This is a genomic window from Superficieibacter electus (genome assembly GCF_002915575.1).
GTDB classification, from domain to species: domain Bacteria; phylum Pseudomonadota; class Gammaproteobacteria; order Enterobacterales; family Enterobacteriaceae; genus Superficieibacter; species Superficieibacter electus.
This window is the reverse complement of sequence record NZ_PQGD01000001.1, coordinates 124,714-147,652: the sequence shown is the minus strand read 5'-3', so window position 1 is coordinate 147,652 and position 22,939 is coordinate 124,714. Positions and strand designations below refer to the sequence as shown.

Below are 22,939 nucleotides of genomic sequence, written 5' to 3'. Positions count from 1 at the left end.
CCAGCGCCAGTGGTTTTCCCCCTCTCCCTCAGGGAGAGGGCAGGGGTGTGGGTGGTTCCCCATCCCCCCCAACAACGTTACATGAATCAAACGTCAACACGTTTAACAAAGGAAACTGATTATGTCTAAAGTTGCTCTCATTACCGGCGTTACCGGGCAGGACGGGTCATATCTGGCAGAATTGCTGCTGGAGAAAGGTTATGAGGTTCACGGTATTAAACGTCGCGCCTCGTCATTCAACACCGAGCGCGTGGATCACATTTATCAGGATCCGCATGCCACTAACCCGAAATTCCATCTGCACTACGGCGATCTGACCGATACCTCCAACCTGACGCGTATCCTACAGGAAGTGCAGCCGGACGAAGTCTATAACCTCGGCGCGATGAGCCACGTGGCGGTCTCGTTCGAATCGCCGGAATACACCGCCGATGTTGATGCGATGGGCACCCTGCGTCTGCTGGAAGCGATCCGCTTCCTCGGCCTGGAAAAGAAAACCCGCTTCTATCAGGCGTCCACCTCAGAGCTTTACGGCCTGGTGCAGGAAACGCCGCAGAAAGAAACCACCCCGTTCTACCCGCGCTCGCCGTATGCGGTCGCCAAACTGTACGCCTACTGGATCACCGTTAACTACCGTGAATCCTACGGCATGTACGCCTGCAACGGCATTCTGTTCAACCACGAATCCCCGCGCCGTGGCGAAACCTTCGTTACCCGCAAAATTACCCGCGCGATTGCCAACATTGCACAGGGTCTGGAGTCCTGCCTGTATCTAGGCAACATGGATTCCCTGCGCGACTGGGGCCACGCCAAAGACTACGTGAAAATGCAGTGGATGATGCTACAGCAGGAAAAACCGGAAGATTTCGTTATCGCCACCGGCGTGCAGTATTCGGTGCGCGAGTTTGTCGAAATGGCGGCGGCCCAGTTGGGCATCAAACTGCGCTTTGAAGGCAAAGGCGTGGACGAAAAAGGCATCGTGGTTTCCGTGACTGGTCATGACGCGCCGGGCGTGAAGCCAGGCGATGTGATTATTGCCGTCGACCCGCGCTACTTCCGTCCGGCGGAAGTGGAAACCCTGCTCGGCGATCCGACCAAAGCGCATCAGACGCTGGGCTGGAAACCGGAAACCACCCTACAGGAGATGGTCTCTGAAATGGTTGCCAAAGATCTGGAAGCCGCGAAGAAACACTCCCTGCTGAAGTCCCACGGTTACGAGGTTGCCATCGCGCTGGAGTCCTGAGCATGACCAGACAACGTATTTTTGTGGCCGGACATCGCGGCATGGTGGGATCGGCCATTGTTCGCCAGCTGGAACAGCGCGGCGACGTGGAGCTGATTTTACGCGGCCGTGATGAGCTGAATCTGCTGGATCCGACGGCGGTGCAGCAATTTTTCGCCGAACAACGCATCGACCAGGTGTATCTGGCGGCGGCGAAAGTCGGCGGCATTGTGGCGAATAACACTTACCCGGCGGATTTCATCTACGAAAACATGATGATCGAGAGCAACATCATTCACGCTGCGCATCTCAACGGCGTGAACAAGCTGCTGTTTCTCGGATCGTCCTGCATCTATCCGAAGCTGGCAAAACAGCCGATGGCCGAAAGCGAACTGCTCCAGGGCACCCTGGAGCCGACCAACGAGCCGTACGCCATTGCCAAAATCGCCGGGATTAAACTGTGCGAGTCTTATAACCGCCAGTACGACCGCGATTACCGCTCGGTGATGCCGACCAATCTGTACGGGCCGAACGATAACTTTCACCCGAGCAACTCGCACGTGATCCCGGCGCTGCTGCGCCGCTTCCATGAGGCGACGGAGCAAAACGCGTCGGACGTGGTGGTCTGGGGCAGCGGCACGCCGATGCGCGAGTTCCTGCACGTTGATGATATGGCGGCGGCCAGCATTCACGTGATGGAGCTGGATCGCAGCGTCTGGCAGGAAAACACCGAGCCGATGCTGTCGCACATTAACGTCGGCACCGGCGTTGACTGCACCATCCGTGAACTGGCACTGACGCTGGCGCAGGTGGTGGGCTTTAAAGGGCGGGTGGTGTTCGACGCCACCAAACCTGACGGTACGCCGCGCAAGCTGCTGGACGTCACGCGTCTGCATCAACTCGGCTGGTTCCATGAAATCACTCTGGAGGCCGGGCTTGCCAGCACCTACCAGTGGTTTCTGGAAAACCAGCAGCGGTTCCGGGGGTAACAATGTTTCTCAGCGCTGAAGATTTTGCCACTGTCGTTCGCGCCACGCCGCTGGTCTCCATCGATCTGATCGTGGAGAACGAGCGCGGCGAGTTTCTGCTCGGCCAGCGGACCAACCGTCCGGCGCAGGGATACTGGTTCGTTCCTGGCGGACGCGTACAGAAGGATGAACCGCTGGATCGGGCGTTTGCCCGTCTGACGAAAGCGGAGCTGGGCGTCAGCCTGCCAATGACGGCAGGCGAATTCTGGGGCGGCTGGCAGCATTTTTATGACGATAACTTTTCCGGCACCGGCTTCTCGACGCACTACGTGGTGCTGGCGTTCCGCCTGCGGGTAGACGCCAGCACGCTGCAACTGCCGACCGAGCAGCACAATGCGTACCGCTGGCTGACGGCGGAGGCGCTTCTGGAGAGCGACAACGTGCACGACAACAGCCGCGCCAACTTCCTTGCCGAACGCCCGGCGGGAGTGCCGGGGTTTTGCACAAAATCATTTGGTCAGCATCAAGGTGGCACGTCAGCACTGGGGCAGGCCAAAGGATGATGTGCATATGAAAATACTCGTTTACGGCATTAACTACTCGCCCGAGCTGACCGGCATCGGCAAATACACTGGCGAAATGGTCGAGTGGATGGCGCGTCAGGGCCATGAAGTACGGGTGATCACCGCGCCGCCTTACTACCCGGAGTGGAAAGTAGGCAAGGGCTATTCCGCCTGGCGCTACCGCCGCGAAGAGGGGGCCGCTACCGTCTGGCGCTGCCCGCTCTACGTGCCGAAGCAGCCCTCAACCCTGAAGCGTCTGATCCATCTCGGCAGCTTCGCGCTGAGCAGCTTTTTCCCGCTGATGGCGCAGCGCCGCTGGAAGCCGGACCGCATTATCGGCGTGGTGCCGACGCTGTTCTGCACGCCGGGCATGCGCCTGCTGGCAAAACTCTGCGGCGCACGCACCGTCCTGCATATTCAGGATTATGAAGTGGACGCCATGCTCGGACTGGGCATGGCCGGCAAGGGCAAGAGCGGCAAAGTCGCTCGCCTGGCGACCGCGTTTGAGCGCAGCAATCTGCTCGGTGTGGATGCAGTCTCCACCATCTCGCGCTCAATGATGAACAAGGCGCAGGAAAAAGGCGTCGCCGCGCATAACATCATCTTTTTCCCTAACTGGTCGGAAGTGGATCGTTTTCGCCATGTCGCTCCGGCGGACGTGAGCGCGTTGCGCAGCCGACTCGGTCTGGATGACGCGCTAAAGATCGTCCTCTACTCCGGCAACATCGGCGAGAAGCAGGGACTGGAGAATGTGATTGAAGCGGCGGACCGCCTGCGTGACCGGCCGTGGGCCGTTGTGATTGTCGGACAGGGCGGGGGCAAAGCGCGGCTGGAGAAGATGGTTGCCGATCGCAGCCTGACCAATATCCGCTTTCTGCCGCTGCAACCGTACGATGATCTGCCCGCGCTCCTCGCGCTGGGCGACTGCCATCTGGTTATCCAGAAGCGCGGCGCGGCGGACGCGGTGCTGCCTTCCAAACTGACCAACATTCTGGCGGTCGGCGGCAACGCGGTCATCACCGCCGAAGCGGAAACCGAATTAGGGCAGCTTTGCCGCACGTATCCGGGCATCGCCGTCTGCGTCGAGCCGGAAGTGGTTGACGCCCTCGTTACCGGTATTGAGCAGGCGCTGCTGATGCCGGAAAACAACACGGTGGCACGTGACTATGCCGAACGCACGCTCGAAAAAGAGAACGTGTTAAGCCAATTTATTTCAGATATTCGGGATCACTAACATGAGTCAACCCACGCTCTATCCGGTCGTCATGGCGGGCGGATCCGGTAGCCGTTTATGGCCGCTGTCCCGCGTACTCTACCCTAAACAGTTCCTCTGCCTGAAAGGGGAACTGACCATGCTACAGGCGACCATCAGCCGTCTGAACGGCGTCGAATGCGAAAGCCCGGTGGTGATCTGCAACGAGCAGCACCGCTTTATCGTCGCCGAGCAGCTGCGTCAGCTCAACAAACTGACCGAGAACATCATTCTTGAACCGGCGGGGCGCAACACCGCGCCTGCTATTGCGCTGGCGGCGCTGGCGGCCACCCGCAACTCGCCGCAGGACGACCCGCTGCTGCTGGTGCTGGCGGCGGATCACATGATTCAGGACGAAGCGGCGTTTCGTGCGGCGGTCACCGCCTCCATTCCCCATGCGCAGGCAGGCAAGCTGGTGACCTTTGGCATCGTGCCGGATCTGCCGGAAACCGGCTATGGCTACATTCGTCGCGGCGAGGTCACGCCGGGCGAACAGGACAGCGTGGCCTTTTCGGTGGCGCAGTTTGTCGAAAAACCGGATCTGGCGACCGCGCAGGCCTACGTCGCCAGCGGGGAATACTACTGGAACAGCGGTATGTTTCTGTTCCGCGCCGGACGCTATCTCGAAGAGCTGAAAAAATACCGTCCGGACATTCTGGAAGCCTGCGAAAAATCAATGGCCACCGTCGACCCGGACCTGGATTTTATTCGCGTTGACGAAGCGGCATTTCTCGCCTGCCCGGAAGAGTCCATCGACTATGCGGTGATGGAGCGCACGGCAGACGCGGTGGTGGTGCCGATGGATGCGGGCTGGAGCGACGTTGGCTCATGGTCCTCGCTGTGGGAAATCAGCGCCCACACGCCGGAGGGAAACGTCCATCACGGCGACGTCATCAGCCACAACACCGAAAACAGCTACGTGTACGCTGAATCCGGCCTGGTGACCACCGTCGGGGTGAAAGATCTGGTGGTCGTGCAGACCAAAGATGCGGTGCTGATCGCCGATCGTCATCACGTGCAGGAAGTGAAAAAGGTGGTGGAGCAGATCAAAGCGGATGGCCGCCACGAACACCATATCCATCGTGAAGTGTACCGCCCGTGGGGCAAATACGACTCCATCGACGCCGGGGATCGCTATCAGGTGAAACGCATCACCGTTAAGCCGGGCGAAGGGCTGTCGCTGCAAATGCATCATCACCGCGCCGAACACTGGGTGGTGGTGGCGGGCACCGCCAAAGTCACCATTAACGGCGAGATCAAACTGCTGGGCGAAAACGAGTCTATTTACATCCCGCTCGGCGCGGCGCACTGCCTGGAAAACCCCGGCAAGATCCCGCTCGACCTGATTGAAGTGCGCTCCGGTTCGTATCTCGAAGAGGACGACGTGGTGCGGTTTGAGGATCGCTACGGGCGCGTGTAGCCCGCCGAGCCGGCAGCGTTGGTGCTCACCCTCTCCCTCAGGGAGAGGGCAGGGGTGAGGGGGAAATGATTCAGCCGGTGCGGGAGCGTAAACCACCCTCACCCTAACCCTCTCCCTGAGGGAGAGGGAACGTAAGCCCGTAGGCCCGGTAAGCGAAGCGCCACCGGGCAAAGTGTGTAAAAGCTTCATATATCTAAAGAAGAGAAAAAAATATGACAACATTAACCTGTTTTAAAGCCTACGACATTCGCGGCAGGCTGGGCGAGGAGCTGAACGAAGACATCGCCCGGCGGATTGGACGTGCGTATGGCGAATACCTGAAACCGGACACCGTAGTGCTGGGCGGCGACGTGCGCCTGACCAGCGAGGCGCTGAAGCTGGCGCTGGCAGAGGGCCTGCGCGATGCGGGCGTTAACGTGCTGGACATCGGCCTTTCCGGCACCGAAGAGATCTACTTCGCCACTTTCCATCTCGGCGTGGACGGCGGCATTGAAGTCACCGCCAGCCATAATCCGATGGATTACAACGGCATGAAACTGGTGCGCAAGGGCGCGCGTCCTATCAGCGGCGATACCGGCCTGCGCGATGTGCAGCGTCTGGCAGAAGCCAACGACTTCCCGCCGGTTAACCCGGCGAAACGCGGCAGCTATCAGCATATCGATCTGCGTGCCGCCTATATCGACCATCTGCTCGGCTACATCAATGTACAAACCCTGACGCCGCTGAAGCTGGTCATCAACTCCGGCAACGGCGCGGCGGGTCCGGTGGTGGACGCCATTGAAGCGCGTTTTAAAGCGCTGAACGTTCCGGTGGAGTTTATCAAGGTTCACAACACCCCGGACGGCAACTTCCCCAACGGCATTCCTAACCCGCTGCTGCCGGAGTGCCGCGCCGATACCCGCAACGCGGTCATTAAACACGGCGCGGATATGGGAATTGCCTTTGACGGCGACTTCGACCGCTGCTTCCTGTTTGACGAGAGCGGGCAGTTTATCGAGGGCTACTACATCGTCGGCCTGCTGGCGGAAGCGTTCCTCGAAAAACACCCTGGCGCGAAGATCATCCACGACCCGCGTCTTTCCTGGAACACCGTAGATGTGGTGAGCGCGGCGGGCGGGGTGCCGGTGATGTCGAAAACCGGCCATGCGTTCATCAAGGAGCGGATGCGCGAAGAAGACGCCATCTACGGCGGCGAAATGAGCGCGCATCACTACTTCCGCGATTTCGCCTACTGCGACAGCGGGATGATCCCGTGGCTGCTGGTGACGGAACTGCTGTGCCTGAAAGGGCAGTCGCTGGGCGAACTGGTACGCGACCGGATGGCGGCGTTCCCGGCGAGCGGTGAGATCAACAGCAAACTGGCCGATCCGGCGACGGCCATCGCCCGGGTGGAGGCGCATTTTGCGCCGCAGGCGCTGGAGACCGACCGCACAGATGGCATCAGTCTCGCCTTTGCCGACTGGCGCTTTAACCTGCGCTCGTCCAACACCGAGCCGGTAGTGCGCCTGAACGTGGAGTCGCGCGCCGATACTGCGCTGATGCAGGCACAGACTGAGGCGATTCTGGCGCTGCTTAACCAGTAACAGGCTTTGGGCCAGGTGGTTTCCCCCTCACCCTAACCCTCTCCCTCAGGGAGAGGGAATGGCCGCTACCCCCTGGAGAGGTGGAAGTGATTTCTCCCTCTCCCTGGGGGTGAGGGGAAGCTGACCAACGCAAAGCAAGGGAAAACAAAGGAACAACGATGACGACTCTAAAAAAGCGCGAGCGAGCCAAAACGAATGCATCGTTAATCTCAATGGTGCAGCGATTTTCTGACATCACCATCATGTTCGGTGGACTATGGGTGGTTTGTCAGGTCAGCGCGCTGCCGTTTTTATATATGCATCTGCTCATGGCGCTGATCACCCTGGTCGTCTTTCAGATGATTGGTGGAATGACGGACTTCTACCGCTCGTGGCGCGGCGTCAGGATGACCACCGAACTGCTGCTGCTGATCCAGAACTGGACCCTGAGCCTGATTTTCGGCACCGGGTTAATGGCCTTCAACGACGATTTTGACCACAGCTTTATGACGCTGATGGCATGGTATCTGCTGAGCACCTTCGGCATGGTCTCGTGCCGGACGATGATCCGCTTTGGCGCGGGCTGGCTGCGCAATCTTGGCTATAACTCCCGCCGGGTAGCCGTTGCGGGAGAACTGCCTGCCGGACAGGCGCTGCTGCAAAGTTTCCGTAACCAGCCGTGGCTGGGCTATGAGGTGGTGGGGGTTTACCACGATAACGATAAAAACGAACGGGTTGGCGACATCACGCAGCTGGTTGACGATGCGCGCGACGGCAGAATTCATAATATCTACATCGCGATGGCGATGCAGGACGAAGCCTGTATCAAAAAACTGGTGCGCGATCTGGCGGACACCACCTGCTCGGTGATCCTGATCCCCGATCTTTTTACCTTCAACATCCTGCACTCACGGGTGGAAGAGGTGAATGGCGTACCGGTAGTGCCGCTGTACGACACGCCGCTGTCCGGTATTAACCGCATCCTCAAACGGCTGGAGGATATCGTGCTGGCCACGCTGATCCTGCTGCTGATTTCCCCGGCGCTGTGCTGCATCGCGCTGGCGGTAAAACTCACGTCGCCGGGGCCGGTCATTTTCCGCCAGACCCGCTACGGCATGGACGGTAAGCCGATCATGGTCTGGAAATTCCGCTCCATGCGGGTAATGGAAAACGACGCCGTAGTGACTCAGGCCACCCAGAACGATCCGCGCGTGACGCCGGTTGGCAACTTCCTGCGCCGCACCTCGCTGGATGAACTGCCGCAGTTTATCAACGTCCTCACCGGCGGTATGTCCATCGTTGGCCCGCGGCCACATGCGGTGGCGCATAACGAACAGTACCGGGCGCTGATTGAAGGCTACATGCTGCGTCACAAAGTCAAACCGGGCATCACCGGCTGGGCGCAGATCAACGGCTGGCGCGGCGAAACGGACACCCTTGAAAAGATGGAAAAACGCATTGAATTCGACCTGGAATACATCCGTGAATGGAGCCTGTGGTTCGACATCAAGATCGTTTTCCTGACGGTGTTCAAAGGCTTCGTCAATAAAGCGGCCTACTGAGGGAACGTCGATGAGTTTACGTGAAAAAACCCTTAGCGGCGCAAAATGGTCAGCCATCGCCACGGTGATCATCATCGGTCTGGGGCTGATTCAGATGACCCTTCTGGCACGCCTTTTCGACGGTCATCAGTTTGGCCTGCTGACCATCTCGCTGGTGATCATCGCCCTGGCCGATACGCTGTGTGATTTTGGCATCGCCAATTCGATCATCCAGCGTAAAGAAATCAGCTACGGCGAGTTGACAACCCTGTACTGGCTGAACGTCGGGCTGGGCGTGCTGGTGTTCGTCGCCATTTATTTACTCAGCGATATCATTGCCGGGCTGCTGCATAACCCGGATCTGGCTCCGCTGATTAAAACCCTGTCGCTGGCCTTTGTGGTGACGCCGCACGGCCAGCAGTTCCGTGCGCTGATGCAAAAAGAGCTGGAATTTAACAAGATTGGTGCCATTGAAACGCTTTCCGTGCTGGCGGGATTTACCTTCACGGTGATCAGCGCGCGCTACTGGCCTGTCGCCATGACCGCGATCCTCGGTTACCTGGTCAACAGCGCGGTGCGCACCCTGCTGTTCGGCTGGTTTGGCCGCAAGATTTACCGTCCCGGCCTGCACTTTTCCCTGCGTTCCGTCGCGCCGAACCTGCGCTTCGGCGCATGGCTGACGGCGGACAGCATCATCAACTACGTCAACACCAACCTGTCGACGCTGGCGCTGGCGCGTATTCTCGGGGCCAGCGCGGCGGGGGGCTATAACCTCGCGTGGAACGTTGCAGTGGTGCCGCCGATGAAGCTGAACCCGATCATTACCCGCGTGCTGTTTCCGGCGTTCGCCAAAATTCAGGACGACACCGCGAAGCTGCGGACTAACTTCTACAAACTGCTGTCGGTGGTGGGGATCATTAACTTTCCGGCGCTGCTGGGGCTGATGGTGGTCTCGAATAATTTCGTCCTGCTGGTGTTTGGCGAAAAGTGGATGGCCATCGTGCCCGTACTGCAACTGCTGTGCGTCGTCGGCCTGCTGCGCTCGGTGGGCAATCCCATCGGTTCGCTGCTGATGGCGCGGGCGCGGGTGGATCTGAGTTTTAAATTCAACGTCTTTAAAACCTTCCTGTTTATCCCGGCGATCCTGATCGGCGGACATCTGGCGGGCGTCATTGGCGTGACGCTGGGCTTCCTGCTGGTACAGATCCTCAACACCATTCTGAGCTATTTCGTGATGATCAAACCGGTAGTCGGGCCAAGCTATAAACAGTATTTGCAGAGTCTGTGGCTGCCGCTGCGGCTTTCATTGCCGACGCTGATCATCAGCTATGCGTTGGGCGACCTGCTGGCGGGACGTATCTCTCTGCCGCTGCTGTTTGCCGCGCAGGTCGCCGCAGGCGTTATCAGTTTTGGGCTGGTGCTGGTGCTTTCGCGCAACAGCCTGGTAGTGGAAATGAAAAAGCCGTTTTGCCGCAGCGATAAGTTAAAAACGCTGCTGCGGGCGCATTAATAAACACCTTTCAGAGGCGATAATGAAATTATTAATTTTGGGTAATCACACCTGTGGAAACCGTGGCGACAGCGCCATTATGCGTGGACTGATTGACGCTATCACTCGTCAGGAGCCTGAGGCGGAACTGGATGTGATGAGTCGCTTCCCGGTGAGTTCGTCCTGGCTACAGGGCCGCGCTATCATGGCCGATCCGCTGTATCAGCTCAGCCAGAAGCAACAGGCGGCGGCAGGCATGAGCGGACGGGTGAAAAAAGTCCTGCGTCGCCGCTACCAGCACCGCATTTTACTGGCGAAAGTCACTGGCGAAGGCCGCCTGCGTAATTTTCGCATCGCCCCGGAATTCAACCGCTTCGCCGAGTTCCTGAAAAACTACGACGCGATCATCCAGGTAGGCGGATCGAACTATGTCGATCTCTACGGCCTGACCCACTTCGAATATCCGTTCTGCGCCTTTATGGCCAACAAGCCGATCTATATGGTCGGCCACAGCGTCGGGCCGTTCCAGAACCCGGACTTTAATCAGCTGGCAAATTATGTGTTTGCCCGTACCAATGCGCTGATCCTGCGCGAAACCGTCAGCCGCGATCTGATGGAAAAGAGCAATATTGATACCAGTAAAGTCGAGCAGGGCGTGGATACCGCCTGGCTGGTGGATCGCCGCCACGACACCTTTACTCCCAGCTATGCGGTACAGCACTGGCTGGAGGTGGCGCGCCGCCAGAAAACCGTCGCCATCACCCTGCGCGATCTCGAACCGTTCGACAAACGCCTCGGCACCACCCAGCAGGCTTACGAGCAAGCCTTTGCCGAAGTGGTGAATCGCCTGATGGAAGACGGCTATCAGGTGCTGGTGCTTTCCACCTGTACCAGTATCGACCGCTATAACCGCGATGACCGGATGGTCGCGCTGCGTATGGCGCAGTACGTGAAATATCCTGAGCAACTGCATATTGCGATGGATGAACTGAACGACGTAGAGCTCGGCAAAATCCTCGCCGAATGTGTGCTGACCATCGGTACGCGCCTGCACTCGGCGATCATCTCGATGAACTTCGGCACCCCAGCTGTCGCCATCAACTACGAGCACAAATCCGCCGGGATCATGCAGCAGGTGGGGATGCCGGAGATGGCGATCGACATCCGCCATCTGCTCGATGGCTCGTTAAAGGGCGTTGTCGCCGATATCCTCAACCAGCTGCCCGCGCTCAGCGCAAAAGTGAATGAGGCAGTCACCGCCGAACGTGAAAAAGGCTTCGCCATGATTGGCTCCGTGCTGGACAGGATCCGGGAGGCCAAATGAAGGTCGGCTTCTTTCTGCTGAAATTCCCGCTGTCGTCGGAGACCTTCGTGCTCAACCAGATCGTCGCGTTTATCGACATGGGCTATGAGGTGGAGATCGTCGCGCTGCAAAAAGGCGATTTGCAGAACACGCATCCTGCCTTTCACGAGTATCGACTGGCAGAAAAAACCCACTGGTTGCAGGACGAGCCGCAGAACAAACTGGCAAAACTGCGTTACCGCGCCTTCAGTATGTTGAAAGGAGCATACAAGCCCGCCGTGTGGCGGGCGCTGAACGTCGGCCGCTACGGTGATGAAGCGCGTAACCTGATCCTGCCGGCGATCTGTGCGACGGCACCGCACACGTTTAGCGCCGACGTCTACCTCGCGCATTTCGGCCCGGCGGGGGTTACCGCCAGCCGCCTGCGCGAACTGGGCGTTATCAAAGGCAAAATTGCCACCATTTTTCACGGTATTGATATCTCCAGCCGAGAGGTCCTCGCCCGCTATACCCCGCAGTATCAGCAGCTCTTTCGCACCGGAGATGCGATGCTGCCGATCAGTGAACTGTGGGGGGAACGACTGCGCGGGATGGGATGCCCGCCGGAGAAGGTGGTGGTCTCCCGGATGGGCGTCGATATGCAGCGCTTCTCCCGTCGCCCGCTCAAAGCACCGGGCGAAACGCTGAAGATCATCTCCGTCGCGCGCCTGACCGAGAAAAAAGGGCTGCACGTCGCCATCGAGGCCTGCCGTCAGCTTAAAGCGCAGGGCGTCAGCTTCCACTACCGCATTCTCGGCCTCGGCCCGTGGGAGCGGCGGCTGCGCACGCTGATCGAACAATATCAACTGGAGGACGTGGTGGAGATGTGCGGCTTCCGTCCCGGTCATGAAGTCAAAACGCTGCTGGATGAGGCCGATGTGTTCCTTCTGCCGTCGATCACCGGCGAGGATGGCGACATGGAAGGCATTCCGGTTGCGCTGATGGAAGCAATGGCGGTTGGCATTCCGGTGGTTTCAACCGTCCACAGCGGTATCCCTGAACTTATCGATAACGGGAAATCCGGCTGGCTGGTGGCCGAGAATGACGCCGCCGCGCTGGCGTCACGGCTGGCCTTATGCACAACGCTGGACGAGGACACGCTGGCTCCCGTCCTCAACCGCGCGCGGCAAAAAGTCGAAACTGAATTCAATCAGCAGGTGATTAACCAGCGCCTCGCCAGCCTGCTGCCAACGCTTTAAAACGAGGTCCCATGGGTAAACATCCGCAAGAACTCTCCCGCCGTCATTTCCTGTCGGCAAGCTCCGCGCTAGCCGTACTTCCACTGCTTCACAGCCCGCTGGCGCGTGCCCTTGAGGGTAAGAAGGCGGTAGATATTCGTGATTTCAATACCGGCAACGACTGGATCCGCGCCTTCAGACTGGCGTTTGCGGCGGCGGACACCGTTGAAGTCCCCAAAGGCGTGGTATGCGATAACATCAATACCAGTATCACGATGCCGCCGGGTAAAACCCTGCGCGTACTGGGTGCGCTAAAGGGCAATGGTCGTGGACGGTTTAACCTTAGCGATGGCTGTCAGATCCTCGGCAAGCCCGGCTCCAGCCTGTATAACATCATGCTCGACGTGCGCGGCTCGGATTGCGTTATCCAGGGAGTAACATTGAGTGGCTACGGGCCGGTGGCGCAGATCTTCATCGGCACCAAAAAAAAGCAGACCATGCACAACCTGACGATTGATAACATCACCGTCACCAAAGCCAACTACGGCATTCTGCGCCAGGGGTTCCACGACGCGGTGGAGAATGCAAAAATCACGCGCAGCCACTTCAGCTACCTGCAGGGCGATGCGATTGAGTGGAACGTCGCCATCAACGACCGCGATATTCTGATCTCCGACCATGTGATTGAGCACATCGACTGCACCAACGGTAAAATCAACTGGGGCATCGGCATTGGCCTCGCGGGCAGCACCTACGATAACGATTATCCGGAACAGATGACGGTAAAAAACTTTGTCGTCGCTAACATCACCGGCAGCCACTGCCGCCAGCTGGTGCACGTTGAGAACGGCAAACATTTTATTATCCGCAACGTTAAAGCGCGGGATATTACCCCGAAATACAGCAAAAACGCCGGCATTGATAACGCCACGGTAGCTATTTATGGCTGTGATAATTTCGTCATTGATAATATCGATATGGAAAACAGCGCCGGAATGTTAATTGGTTACGGCGTGATTAAAGGCAATTATCTCTCCATTCCGCAGAACTTTCGCCTGAATAATATCCACATCAATAACGGCGATCTGCCGTGGAAACTGCGCGGCATTCAAATCTCTTCAGGCAACGCCACCTCGTTCGTCTCCATCACCAATCTCACCACCACCCGCGCCTCGCTGGAGTTTCATAACAAACCGCAGCACCTTTTCATGCGTAACATCAACGTCATGCAGGAGGCGCGTCGCGGCCCGGCCTTAAAGCTCAACTTCGACCTGCGTAAGGATGTCCGCGGTAAGTTTATGGCCCGCGACGACACGTTGCTCTCAATGGCAAATATCAAAGCCGTCAACGAGAAAGGGGAGAGTTCGGTTGACATCGATAGGTTGGATCAGAAGGTGGCGAGGGTGGAAGGGGTGAATTTTCATTTGCCGGGACGCTAATTTTACGACGATTCCTGGACATCAAACGCCTCGCTTCAGAATTCAACCCGGGTTTTCAGCAGCGATAAGGCGTATCATCCCAAAACTGGCTGGATAAAACATTTTTAGAGTCTATAATTCACAAATCATTTATAGGTGGAAGAAATAATGATTAATTTGAAAGCGGTTATACCGGTAGCGGGCTTAGGGATGCACATGTTGCCTGCCACGAAGGCCATTCCGAAAGAGATGCTACCGATTGTCGACAAGCCTATGATTCAGTACATCGTCGACGAGATTGTTGCTGCAGGGATCAAAGAGATCGTTCTGGTCACTCACTCTTCCAAAAACGCCGTTGAAAACCATTTTGACACGTCCTATGAGCTGGAAGCGCTCCTGGAGCAGCGCGTTAAGCGTCAGCTGCTGGCTGAAGTGCAATCCATCTGCCCTCCGGGTGTCACCATTATGAACGTGCGTCAAGCTCAGCCACTTGGCCTCGGCCATTCGATTCTTTGCGCTCAACCAATTATCGGCGATAATCCTTTCATCGTTGTGCTGCCCGATATTATCCTCGATACCGCGACCGCAGACCCATTGCGCTATAACCTGGCGGCAATGGTCGCTCGCTTTAAGGAGACGGGACGCAGCCAGGTGCTGGCGAAAAGAATGGAAGGCGATCTCTCTGAATATTCTGTTATTCAGATTAAAGAGCCTATTGATAATGCAGGTAACGTTAGCCGTATCGTTGAATTTATTGAAAAGCCGGATCAGCCGCAAACGCTGGATTCCGATCTGATGGCCGTCGGTCGCTATGTGCTTTCCGCCGACATCTGGCCAGAACTGGAGCGTACTAAAGCCGGTGCCTGGGGCCGTATCCAGCTTACTGATGCTATCGCTGAACTTGCTAAAAAGCAGTCCGTTGATGCCATGCTAATGACGGGTGACAGCTACGACTGCGGTAAAAAAATGGGGTATATGAAGGCCTTTGTTAATTATGGTCTGCGTAACCTGAATGAGGGTGCAAAATTCCGCGAAAGTATTAAAAAATTGCTTAGCGCAGGATAACAAATACCCCTTCTAGGGGCGCGGTTAATCCATACTGACAACGGCAGTGGAATTATGATGTTTGAGTTTTTACTCATATCATGATTCCACTGCCGTTTTGTTTTTGTCTTATCTATCAACAACTAAAAATGGTAGGCTTAGACACATTTTTTATTATGTAGATTAAGAATTTTCTTGTCTCTGAGTTAAATTCATATAACAATGATGTTGTCGTTGATGAAGGATTTAGTATGCATTTTGTGTGCCCGGGGATCGTGCGCGCAGATGAAACGTGAAGTGGTTACAGTGGACTGGTAGCTGTCGAGCCAGGGGCGGTAGCGTGATTTAGTATATTCTTACACTATCTCTAAAATAAATTATTTTTTTGGCTAAAAAATTTTATTTTCTTTTAATACTATTATTGTTAATAAATTAACTTGGGTAAAATAAAATAGGTATAAGATATATAAATGAGAAAATTAATTAAGGATATACCTATCAGGTCTATTTTTCACCTTTTTCTGGTTCGCGGTAGTATATATTTGTTTCCATTCATAACATTGCCTGTGATAACTAAAAGTTTGGGAGTATCAAACTTTGGCATATTATCGATATTCTTGGCTGCTCAGCAGTATATGATTATGCTTGTAGAATATGGCTTTACTTTAACGGGTTCAAGAGACATAGCAAGAGCTGAGAACAAAAAACAAGAGCAAAATGTAGTTACTGAAATCATCTATTGTAGATCTTTAATGTTTTTGTTATGTGTTATATGTGTCGGGGCGGGAGCTATTCTTACAAAATATAATGAAAATACTGTTTGTTATTTTATTATGATTGTTTCAATATTTTCAACTATATTCAATCAAAGCTATTTCTTTATCGGAAAAGAAAAAACAGGATTTATTGTTATTTCATCAACAATATCTCGTATACTTTCAATTATATTTGTGTTGTTTTTTGTAAAAAATAAAAATGATATTGACTTTGCAATGTTGGCTTATAGTTTTAATATTATTATCCCCAATATACTTTCAATATTATATATGGTTTGCAAATTAAACTTTTCATTGTTCATTAGAACTACCTCTATTGAAATTAAAAAAAGATTTAAAAGTGGTTTCGATATATTTATCTCTAATGTTTTTACTAATATCTATAGTTCATTAACATTGGTTTATTTAGGTTTTGCAAAAAATCCGATCGAATCTGGTTATTATTCTAGTGCTGATAAATTAAAAGGTGCTGCACAAGGTGTTCTCTATCCAATTGCGCAGGCATTTTTTCCGAGAATATCAAAAGTTGATTCAAAAGATTTCTTTAAATTATGGTTTAAATCTTCATGTATTTTAGTATCTTTTGCTATTGTATTAGTAATGATTTTAATACTCTTAAGTGATTATGTATATAAAATTTTTCTAGGTGCGGAATTTATTTCCGGAATAAGTGTCTATTACGCCTTGTCGTTAAGCATAATTTCTATATCATTTGGGATAGCTTTTGCACAAAATTTATATTTAGTTCGCGGTCAAACAAAAATTCTTCGAACAATTTATTTAGTAGTTTCGGTCTTACATTTAGCTTATATGCCATTACTTGTACATATTTATGGTGCTCTGGGTGCAGCTTTGTCTGTTTTGCTTACAGAAACAATGGCTTCGATATTGATGTTTATATTTAGAAAGAGATGTTATATATGCAATCAAGTGTAAAAATCACAGCATTGGTAGTTTCTTATAATCCTTCTTTAGAGTTGTTATATAAAAATATCATCTCAATAAAATCTCAGGTTGACAAAATTATTCTAGTGGATAACAGTGATTCCTTTTCTATTCAGGAAGGTGTTGCTAATTTATTTAAAAAAGACGAAGATATTATTATTATACAGCTCAAAAAAAATCTTGGCATTGCTTATGCTCAAAATCTGGCTATCATGCGAGCGATCAAAGAAAACTCAGATTTCGTCATAACGTTTGACCAAGATTCATCGGTACAAGAGGGGTTGATTAATTGTTTATATGAAGAATATAATTTAGCAAAACAATCCCTTGGAAATAAAGTGGCGTGCATTGGTCCCTCAGTTATAAATGAGAGAGATAATGTCCGTTATGAAAAATATTTCAAAAATAGTGTTTGCTTGTTACCTACTATATATAGCGTAAAATCAATCATTTCTTCGGGCACATTATATAATACAGAAATCTTTTCTATAGTTGGCCTAAATAAAGCTGAATGGTTTATAGATTCAATTGATATTGAATGGTGTTATAGGGCAAGATACCTTGGATATCATATATTAATGACGACGAAGGTAGCTATGAAACATAACCTTGGCGCTAAAGATATTAGCCTTTTTTTTGGCAAATCTATCAACGTGGGGTCCCCAATAAGATTATATTATGTTTATCGAAATTGGATCTTCTCATTAAGAGAACCCCACTTTCCATTTAAATATAAAATCAAGCTTATCTCGATGATGCCTATTAAATTTTTAATATTTTCGATGATTTCACCTAAAAGAAAAAGAATGTCTTATATATTGAAAGGGATAAGTGATGGCCTTAAAAAAAATCATTCCCTCAATGGGGAATAATGCATTATGAAAATAGCTATCACAGCTAACACTAGCTGGTATTTATATAATTTTAGAAAAAATACAATCTTAGAATTAATTAAACAAAATCATGAAGTATACGCCATCGCGCCTCTCGATGAATATAGTTCTCGATTAATGAAGCTAGGATGTAAATTTAGTGATATTAAAATAGATAGAAGTGGGAAAAATCTTTATAAAGACTTTAAAACATTTTTTGACTTCTATCGTATATTTAGAAGAGAAAACATCTCAATCGTTTTAAATTTTACCCCTAAAAATAATATATATTCAACTCTAGCAGCTTGGTTAAATAGAATAAAAATAGTTAACAATATTGCAGGACTTGGAGTAATCTTTACCAAAAATAATTTTTTCTCTAAACTTGTATCGTTGCTGTACAAAATTAGTCAATCAAAAGCAGATTTCATTTTCTTTCAAAATGAAGAAGATCGAAATTTGTTTTTAAACCTTAAAATTATAGATATTAATAAAAGTGATAGATTGCCCGGTTCTGGTGTTGATCTTTCTCGGTTTCAAGTTTCGCCTAAAAATAAATCCACCGAATTAAAGTTTATTTTAGTCGCAAGATTAATCGCAGAGAAGGGGATCTATCATTATATTGAAGCTGCAAAATTAATATTGGAAAAGTATAATTATGTAGAGTTTTACCTTTTAGGACCACTCGATTTAAATAATCCATCAGGAATTTCAAATGCTGACATAAAGGAATGGGAACGAATTAATGTTGTTAAATATCTTGGTTTCAGCGATTGCGTCGAGCACGATATTAAAGATATGGATTGCGTGGTCCTACCTTCATACTATAGAGAAGGAGTTCCAAAATCGCTTCTTGAAGCGGCTGCAATGGGAAAACCAATCATTACTACTGATAATATAGGTTGTAGAGAAGTTGTAGATGATACTATTAATGGTTTTCTTTGCGAAATGCGATCTACAAAAAGTTTATTTGATTGTATTGAAAAATTTATTGAGCTTCCCGACGATAAAAGGGCGGAAATGGGTATGCAAAGTAGAGTAAAAATTATGAATAGCTTTGATGAAAAGATAATTATTGAAAAGTATATTGATGTCATAAATAAAATATAGTTAGCTCTTGTAAAGCCTGTAACTATTATTTTGTGTATTTATTAATACTTGAAATAAAATACATCAACACGAAATTGCATCATTTCAACTACACCGGTTGCTCATATGATTTATTTAGCTATAGCATTCCTTATCGCATTGGCCATAGGTGAAAAATTAATAAGTAATGGTAAAGGTTCCCCCACCTTTGTAACACTTATATTGTGGGCAACTGTACTTTTTTTAGCAAGCTTTTATGAAACATATTTTTATACTATCTCTAATCTGACTCTTTTATGGATTTGCTCAGGATGTTTCTCATTTTTTGTCGGGGGATTATTCTCCAAAATATTTGTGGATTTTAAAGTTCCTTCAACTCAGGTCCGCCCTGTACGCCAGTTGTTTGTAATACCAATATATATTATAACGGCTTTTTTGGCTATAAATATGATTAAAGAAGGGCTTGCAGTTAATTCCAACTTTTATATTGGATTGAGAATCATAATTAATTATGGTGATCCAGATGCATTTTTTATTGCTTTTGGTTATATGTATTACTTAATTTACCCTGTTTTCTTTATTTCCGCTGCAGCATATTACAACGACTCTTTAAATAAAGAAGCGAAAAGGCGATTTATTTTTAACTTCTTATTCTCAATTGCTTATGCGATTATGGCAACAGCTAAAGTTAAACTTTTAATAATATTTATCACATGGATATGTATTAGAGCATATTATAAAAAAAATAGCACTCGGTTAATAATATTTTCCTGTTTAGGGTTTATGGCAGTTTTTTTCCTTTCTTTGCTCGCACTTAATAAATTATCAGAAGGAAATGGGATAATAGAAGTTATTTTATCAAACATAGGTAATTATACAATAGCTAATCTATATGCATTAGATAGCCTAAATTTCACGACCATATCCTCTTCCTATTGTATAAATGAGGGGCTAGATTGTATTATAATGCCATTCTATGACATTGGTTATTTTCATACAAATGTTTATACCATTATATACGACTTTTTTGATGTAGGCTACATAGCGTATATTTTAACAATGTTTGTGATTGGTTTTTTACATAATGGATTACATAAGATTGCTAAAAGACGAAAAAATTCTTTGATAATAATCTTTAGCTCAATCTTATATTTCCCATTGGTTTATCAAATTATCAATAATCAATATACATCTTCAAAATACCTTGTATACCTTTTTGGTATTACTTATCTTTTTCATTTTTTCAGAAAGCGAAAAGTAGAAACTTTAAAATAATAAGGTGATTCTTGTTTTTAAGAATCTTAACGCTATTAGTCTCAAGTGTGGTAAATTCTCTAGTGCTTCAATACATTCTTTAGTAATATAGACTATATTCTAAGCAGCACATACAAAGCTGAATATAGTCCTGACAGGAGTAAACAATGTCCAAGCAACAGATCGGCGTCGTCGGTATGGCAGTGATGGGGCGCAACCTGGCGCTCAACATCGAGAGCCGTGGTTATACCGTCTCCGTTTTCAACCGCTCCCGTGAAAAGACCGAAGAGGTTATCGCCGAGAACCCCGGTAAGAAACTGGTTCCTTACTACACGGTGCAGGAGTTCGTTGAGTCTCTTGAAACGCCGCGTCGTATCCTGTTAATGGTGAAAGCGGGCGCGGGTACTGACAGCGCCATTGATTCCCTGAAACCGTATCTGGATAAAGGCGACATCATCATTGATGGTGGCAACACTTTCTTCCAGGACACCATTCGCCGTAACCGTGAGCTGTCTGAAGAAGGCTTTAACTTTATCGGCACTGGCGTGTCCGGTGGCGAAGAGGGCGCGCTTAAAGGGCCGTCAATCATGCCCGGCGGTCAGAAAGATGCTTACGAGCTCGTTGCGCCAATCCTGACCAAAATCGCTGCCGTTGCGGAAGATGGCGAACCTTGCGTGACGTATATCGGTCCGGACGGTGCAGGTCACTATGTTAAAATGGTGCATAACGGTATCGAATATGGTGACATGCAGCTGATCGCAGAAGCCTACGCGCTGCTGAAAGGTGGGCTGAACCTGTCTAATGATGAGCTGGCGTCCATCTTTACTGAGTGGAACGAAGGCGAGTTGAGCAGCTATCTGATCGACATCACCAAAGATATCTTCACTAAGAAAGATGAAGAAGGTAAATACCTGGTTGATGTGATTCTGGATGAAGCGGCTAACAAAGGTACCGGTAAATGGACCAGCCAGAGTTCACTTGATCTGGGCGAGCCGCTGTCGCTGATCACTGAGTCTGTGTTTGCTCGCTATATATCATCTCTTAAAGAACAGCGCGTAGCCGCGTCGAAAGTGCTGAGTGGTCCTCAGGCGAAACCCGCTGCTGATAAAGCTGAGTTTGTTGAGAAAGTGCGCCGTGCGCTCTATCTGGGCAAGATTGTCTCCTATGCGCAGGGCTTCTCACAGCTTCGTGCCGCGTCTGATGAACATAACTGGGATCTCAACTACGGCGAGATCGCGAAGATCTTTCGTGCGGGCTGTATCATTCGTGCGCAGTTCCTGCAGAAGATCACCGACGCTTACGCCGAAAATGCCGGCATCGCCAACCTGCTTTTAGCGCCATACTTTAAGCAAATTGCTGATGACTACCAGCAGGCGTTGCGTGATGTGGTTGCCTATGCGGTGCAGAACGGTATCCCGGTTCCGACCTTCTCGGCTGCTGTCGCTTACTATGACAGCTATCGCTCTGCTGTACTGCCTGCCAACCTGATTCAGGCGCAGCGTGATTACTTTGGTGCGCATACTTACAAGCGTACTGATAAAGACGGTGTGTTCCACACTGAATGGCTGGATTAATCTGATTTAGAAAATCGTCAGAATAAAGCCCGGGTAAATAAAATACCGGGCTTTTTTGCTTGCATTCCTTTATACACACGCTCGATTTATAATAATTTTAAGAAAAACCTCACTGTTTCCCGTTGGTACAACTTATGCGCCCTAAAATACCCCTCTTGACAGCCCATAAGTTCCGGGGTTAAAAACTCTCACAGCTGATGAATATCGTGGTGGCTGTATAGTCATCTCCTCCACATTTAAACTCACTAAAGTTGCTCTCTAATGAAAATAACAATTTCTGGTACAGGCTACGTTGGTTTATCAAATGGCATTTTGATTGCTCAAAATCATGAGGTCGTGGCATTAGATATCGTCCCGGCTAAAGTGGATATGTTAAATCAGAAAAAGTCTCCTATTATCGATAAAGAGATCCAGCAATATTTGGCTGATAAGGACCTGAATTTTCGGGCTACGACTGATAAGCACGAAGCTTATCGCGATGCCGATTATGTCATCATCGCGACGCCAACCGACTATGATCCTAAGACCAATTACTTCAACACCTCGTCTGTAGAAAGCGTTATCCGCGATGTCACTGCAATCAATCCTTCGGCGGTGATGGTCATCAAGTCAACCATCCCGGTGGGATTTACAGAAGCGATTAAAAAAGAACTGAACGTTGATAACATTATATTCTCTCCTGAATTTTTGCGTGAGGGCAGGGCGCTCTATGACAACTTGCATCCGTCACGCATTGTGATTGGTGAACGCTCAGAACGTGCTGAACGTTTCGCGGCACTGCTTCAGGAGGGAGCTATTAAGAAAGATGTGCCAGTGCTATTTACTGACTCAACGGAAGCCGAAGCCATTAAACTCTTTGCTAATACCTACCTGGCAATGCGCGTGGCGTACTTTAACGAGCTGGACAGCTACGCTGAGAGCCTGGGCCTCAATACGAGACAAATTATCGAAGGCGTTTGTCTGGATCCACGTATCGGCAGCCACTATAACAATCCTTCCTTTGGCTATGGCGGCTACTGTCTGCCAAAAGATACTAAGCAATTACTAGCGAACTATGAAGCAGTTCCCAATAATCTCATTTCAGCCATTGTTGATGCTAACCGCACTCGTAAAGACTTCATTGCGGATTCTATTCTTGCGCGGAAACCAAAAGTGGTAGGGGTGTATCGCCTGATTATGAAAAGTGGCTCAGATAACTTCCGCGCCTCGTCCATCCAGGGGATCATGAAACGCATTAAGGCGAAGGGCGTAGAAGTTATTGTTTATGAGCCGGTAATGGCCGAAGATGAATTTTTTCATTCTCGCGTGATTCGAGATATTGAAGCTTTTAAAAAAGAGGCTGACGTTATCATCTCGAATCGTATGGCTGAAGAGCTAACAGATGTCGCGTCGAAAGTTTACACGCGCGATCTCTTTGGTGGCGATTGACT

General features: G+C 50.4%; 18 protein-coding genes. All 18 read left to right on the top strand.

Features of this window, described 5'->3' with window-relative positions; all coding sequences use genetic code 11:
- Window positions 1–121 precede the first annotated feature (121 nt).
- The 18 genes from gmd to ugd all read left to right on the top strand — a co-directional run bounded on the left by gmd (window position 122) and on the right by ugd (window position 22,937).
- Window positions 122–1,243, top strand: a complete 1,122-nt coding sequence (gene gmd, locus CHU32_RS00785; protein WP_103674187.1) for a GDP-mannose 4,6-dehydratase — start codon at window positions 122–124, stop codon at window positions 1,241–1,243.
- Window positions 1,244–1,245: 2 nt separating this feature from the next.
- Window positions 1,246–2,211 carry a GDP-L-fucose synthase gene (fcl, locus tag CHU32_RS00780; RefSeq protein ID WP_103674186.1) on the top strand — a complete coding sequence of 322 codons (966 nt, stop codon included), beginning with the start codon at window positions 1,246–1,248 and terminating at the stop codon, window positions 2,209–2,211.
- A gap of 2 nt (window positions 2,212–2,213) precedes the next feature.
- Complete coding sequence (locus CHU32_RS00775) at window positions 2,214–2,753, top strand: GDP-mannose mannosyl hydrolase (RefSeq protein WP_103750759.1); 540 nt, start codon at window positions 2,214–2,216, stop codon at window positions 2,751–2,753.
- A 7-nt stretch (window positions 2,754–2,760) separates the two neighbouring features.
- Window positions 2,761–3,987 (top strand): colanic acid biosynthesis fucosyltransferase WcaI, encoded by a 1,227-nt coding sequence (wcaI, locus tag CHU32_RS00770; RefSeq protein WP_103750758.1) that lies wholly within the window; start codon window positions 2,761–2,763, stop codon window positions 3,985–3,987.
- A 1-nt stretch (window position 3,988) separates the two neighbouring features.
- Window positions 3,989–5,425: a mannose-1-phosphate guanyltransferase gene (gene cpsB / locus CHU32_RS00765; protein WP_103674183.1), complete on the top strand. Its 1,437-nt coding sequence runs from the start codon at window positions 3,989–3,991 to the stop codon at window positions 5,423–5,425.
- A gap of 212 nt (window positions 5,426–5,637) precedes the next feature.
- Window positions 5,638–7,008 (top strand): colanic acid biosynthesis phosphomannomutase CpsG, encoded by a 1,371-nt coding sequence (cpsG, locus tag CHU32_RS00760; RefSeq protein ID WP_103750757.1) that lies wholly within the window; start codon window positions 5,638–5,640, stop codon window positions 7,006–7,008.
- A gap of 158 nt (window positions 7,009–7,166) precedes the next feature.
- Window positions 7,167–8,549, top strand: a complete 1,383-nt coding sequence (gene wcaJ, locus CHU32_RS00755; protein WP_103674181.1) for an undecaprenyl-phosphate glucose phosphotransferase — start codon at window positions 7,167–7,169, stop codon at window positions 8,547–8,549.
- Between the two features lie 10 nt (window positions 8,550–8,559).
- Window positions 8,560–10,038, top strand: a complete 1,479-nt coding sequence (locus CHU32_RS00750) for an MOP flippase family protein (RefSeq protein WP_103674180.1) — start codon at window positions 8,560–8,562, stop codon at window positions 10,036–10,038.
- A 22-nt stretch (window positions 10,039–10,060) separates the two neighbouring features.
- Window positions 10,061–11,341, top strand: a complete 1,281-nt coding sequence (wcaK, locus tag CHU32_RS00745; protein ID WP_103674179.1) for a colanic acid biosynthesis pyruvyl transferase WcaK — start codon at window positions 10,061–10,063, stop codon at window positions 11,339–11,341.
- Entirely contained in the window at window positions 11,338–12,558 is a 1,221-nt protein-coding gene (gene wcaL, locus CHU32_RS00740) for a colanic acid biosynthesis glycosyltransferase WcaL (protein ID WP_103674178.1), read from the top strand. Before wcaK ends, wcaL begins: the two co-directional genes overlap by 4 nt.
- 11 nt (window positions 12,559–12,569) lie before the next feature.
- The gene (gene wcaM, locus CHU32_RS00735) at window positions 12,570–13,976 is read left to right on the top strand and encodes a colanic acid biosynthesis protein WcaM (protein ID WP_103674177.1); all 1,407 of its coding nucleotides are present in this window, start codon (window positions 12,570–12,572) and stop codon (window positions 13,974–13,976) included.
- A 147-nt stretch (window positions 13,977–14,123) separates the two neighbouring features.
- Complete coding sequence (gene galF, locus CHU32_RS00730) at window positions 14,124–15,020, top strand: UTP--glucose-1-phosphate uridylyltransferase GalF (protein ID WP_103674176.1); 897 nt, start codon at window positions 14,124–14,126, stop codon at window positions 15,018–15,020.
- A 449-nt stretch (window positions 15,021–15,469) separates the two neighbouring features.
- A complete protein-coding gene (locus tag CHU32_RS00725) occupies window positions 15,470–16,711 on the top strand; it encodes an oligosaccharide flippase family protein (RefSeq protein ID WP_103674175.1) in 1,242 nt (413 codons plus the stop codon).
- Entirely contained in the window at window positions 16,696–17,592 is an 897-nt protein-coding gene (locus CHU32_RS00720) for a glycosyltransferase family 2 protein (protein WP_176691600.1), read from the top strand. Before CHU32_RS00725 ends, CHU32_RS00720 begins: the two co-directional genes overlap by 16 nt.
- A gap of 6 nt (window positions 17,593–17,598) precedes the next feature.
- Window positions 17,599–18,702 (top strand): glycosyltransferase family 4 protein, encoded by a 1,104-nt coding sequence (locus CHU32_RS00715; RefSeq protein ID WP_176691599.1) that lies wholly within the window; start codon window positions 17,599–17,601, stop codon window positions 18,700–18,702.
- A 105-nt stretch (window positions 18,703–18,807) separates the two neighbouring features.
- Entirely contained in the window at window positions 18,808–19,956 is a 1,149-nt protein-coding gene (locus CHU32_RS00710) for an O-antigen polymerase (RefSeq protein WP_103674172.1), read from the top strand.
- A 146-nt stretch (window positions 19,957–20,102) separates the two neighbouring features.
- Window positions 20,103–21,509 carry an NADP-dependent phosphogluconate dehydrogenase gene (gene gndA / locus CHU32_RS00705; RefSeq protein ID WP_103674171.1) on the top strand — a complete coding sequence of 469 codons (1,407 nt, stop codon included), beginning with the start codon at window positions 20,103–20,105 and terminating at the stop codon, window positions 21,507–21,509.
- Window positions 21,510–21,770: 261 nt separating this feature from the next.
- A complete protein-coding gene (gene ugd, locus CHU32_RS00700) occupies window positions 21,771–22,937 on the top strand; it encodes a UDP-glucose 6-dehydrogenase (RefSeq protein WP_103674170.1) in 1,167 nt (388 codons plus the stop codon).
- The last annotated feature ends 2 nt before the right edge of the window (window positions 22,938–22,939 follow it).

Excerpts from the sequence above, each read along its gene's own strand:
- gmd (WP_103674187.1), top strand. The coding sequence starts at position 122 with ATGTCTAAAGTTGCTCTCATTACCGGCGTTACCGGGCAGGACGGGTCA.
- fcl (WP_103674186.1), top strand. The coding sequence starts at position 1,246 with ATGACCAGACAACGTATTTTTGTGGCCGGACATCGCGGCATGGTGGGA.
- CHU32_RS00775 (WP_103750759.1), top strand. The coding sequence starts at position 2,214 with ATGTTTCTCAGCGCTGAAGATTTTGCCACTGTCGTTCGCGCCACGCCG.
- wcaI (WP_103750758.1), top strand. The coding sequence starts at position 2,761 with ATGAAAATACTCGTTTACGGCATTAACTACTCGCCCGAGCTGACCGGC.
- cpsB (WP_103674183.1), top strand. The coding sequence starts at position 3,989 with ATGAGTCAACCCACGCTCTATCCGGTCGTCATGGCGGGCGGATCCGGT.
- cpsG (WP_103750757.1), top strand. The coding sequence starts at position 5,638 with ATGACAACATTAACCTGTTTTAAAGCCTACGACATTCGCGGCAGGCTG.
- wcaJ (WP_103674181.1), top strand. The coding sequence starts at position 7,167 with ATGACGACTCTAAAAAAGCGCGAGCGAGCCAAAACGAATGCATCGTTA.
- CHU32_RS00750 (WP_103674180.1), top strand. The coding sequence starts at position 8,560 with ATGAGTTTACGTGAAAAAACCCTTAGCGGCGCAAAATGGTCAGCCATC.
- wcaK (WP_103674179.1), top strand. The coding sequence starts at position 10,061 with ATGAAATTATTAATTTTGGGTAATCACACCTGTGGAAACCGTGGCGAC.
- wcaL (WP_103674178.1), top strand. The coding sequence starts at position 11,338 with ATGAAGGTCGGCTTCTTTCTGCTGAAATTCCCGCTGTCGTCGGAGACC.
- wcaM (WP_103674177.1), top strand. The coding sequence starts at position 12,570 with ATGGGTAAACATCCGCAAGAACTCTCCCGCCGTCATTTCCTGTCGGCA.
- galF (WP_103674176.1), top strand. The coding sequence starts at position 14,124 with ATGATTAATTTGAAAGCGGTTATACCGGTAGCGGGCTTAGGGATGCAC.
- CHU32_RS00725 (WP_103674175.1), top strand. The coding sequence starts at position 15,470 with ATGAGAAAATTAATTAAGGATATACCTATCAGGTCTATTTTTCACCTT.
- CHU32_RS00720 (WP_176691600.1), top strand. The coding sequence starts at position 16,696 with ATGCAATCAAGTGTAAAAATCACAGCATTGGTAGTTTCTTATAATCCT.
- CHU32_RS00715 (WP_176691599.1), top strand. The coding sequence starts at position 17,599 with ATGAAAATAGCTATCACAGCTAACACTAGCTGGTATTTATATAATTTT.
- CHU32_RS00710 (WP_103674172.1), top strand. The coding sequence starts at position 18,808 with ATGATTTATTTAGCTATAGCATTCCTTATCGCATTGGCCATAGGTGAA.
- gndA (WP_103674171.1), top strand. The coding sequence starts at position 20,103 with ATGTCCAAGCAACAGATCGGCGTCGTCGGTATGGCAGTGATGGGGCGC.
- ugd (WP_103674170.1), top strand. The coding sequence starts at position 21,771 with ATGAAAATAACAATTTCTGGTACAGGCTACGTTGGTTTATCAAATGGC.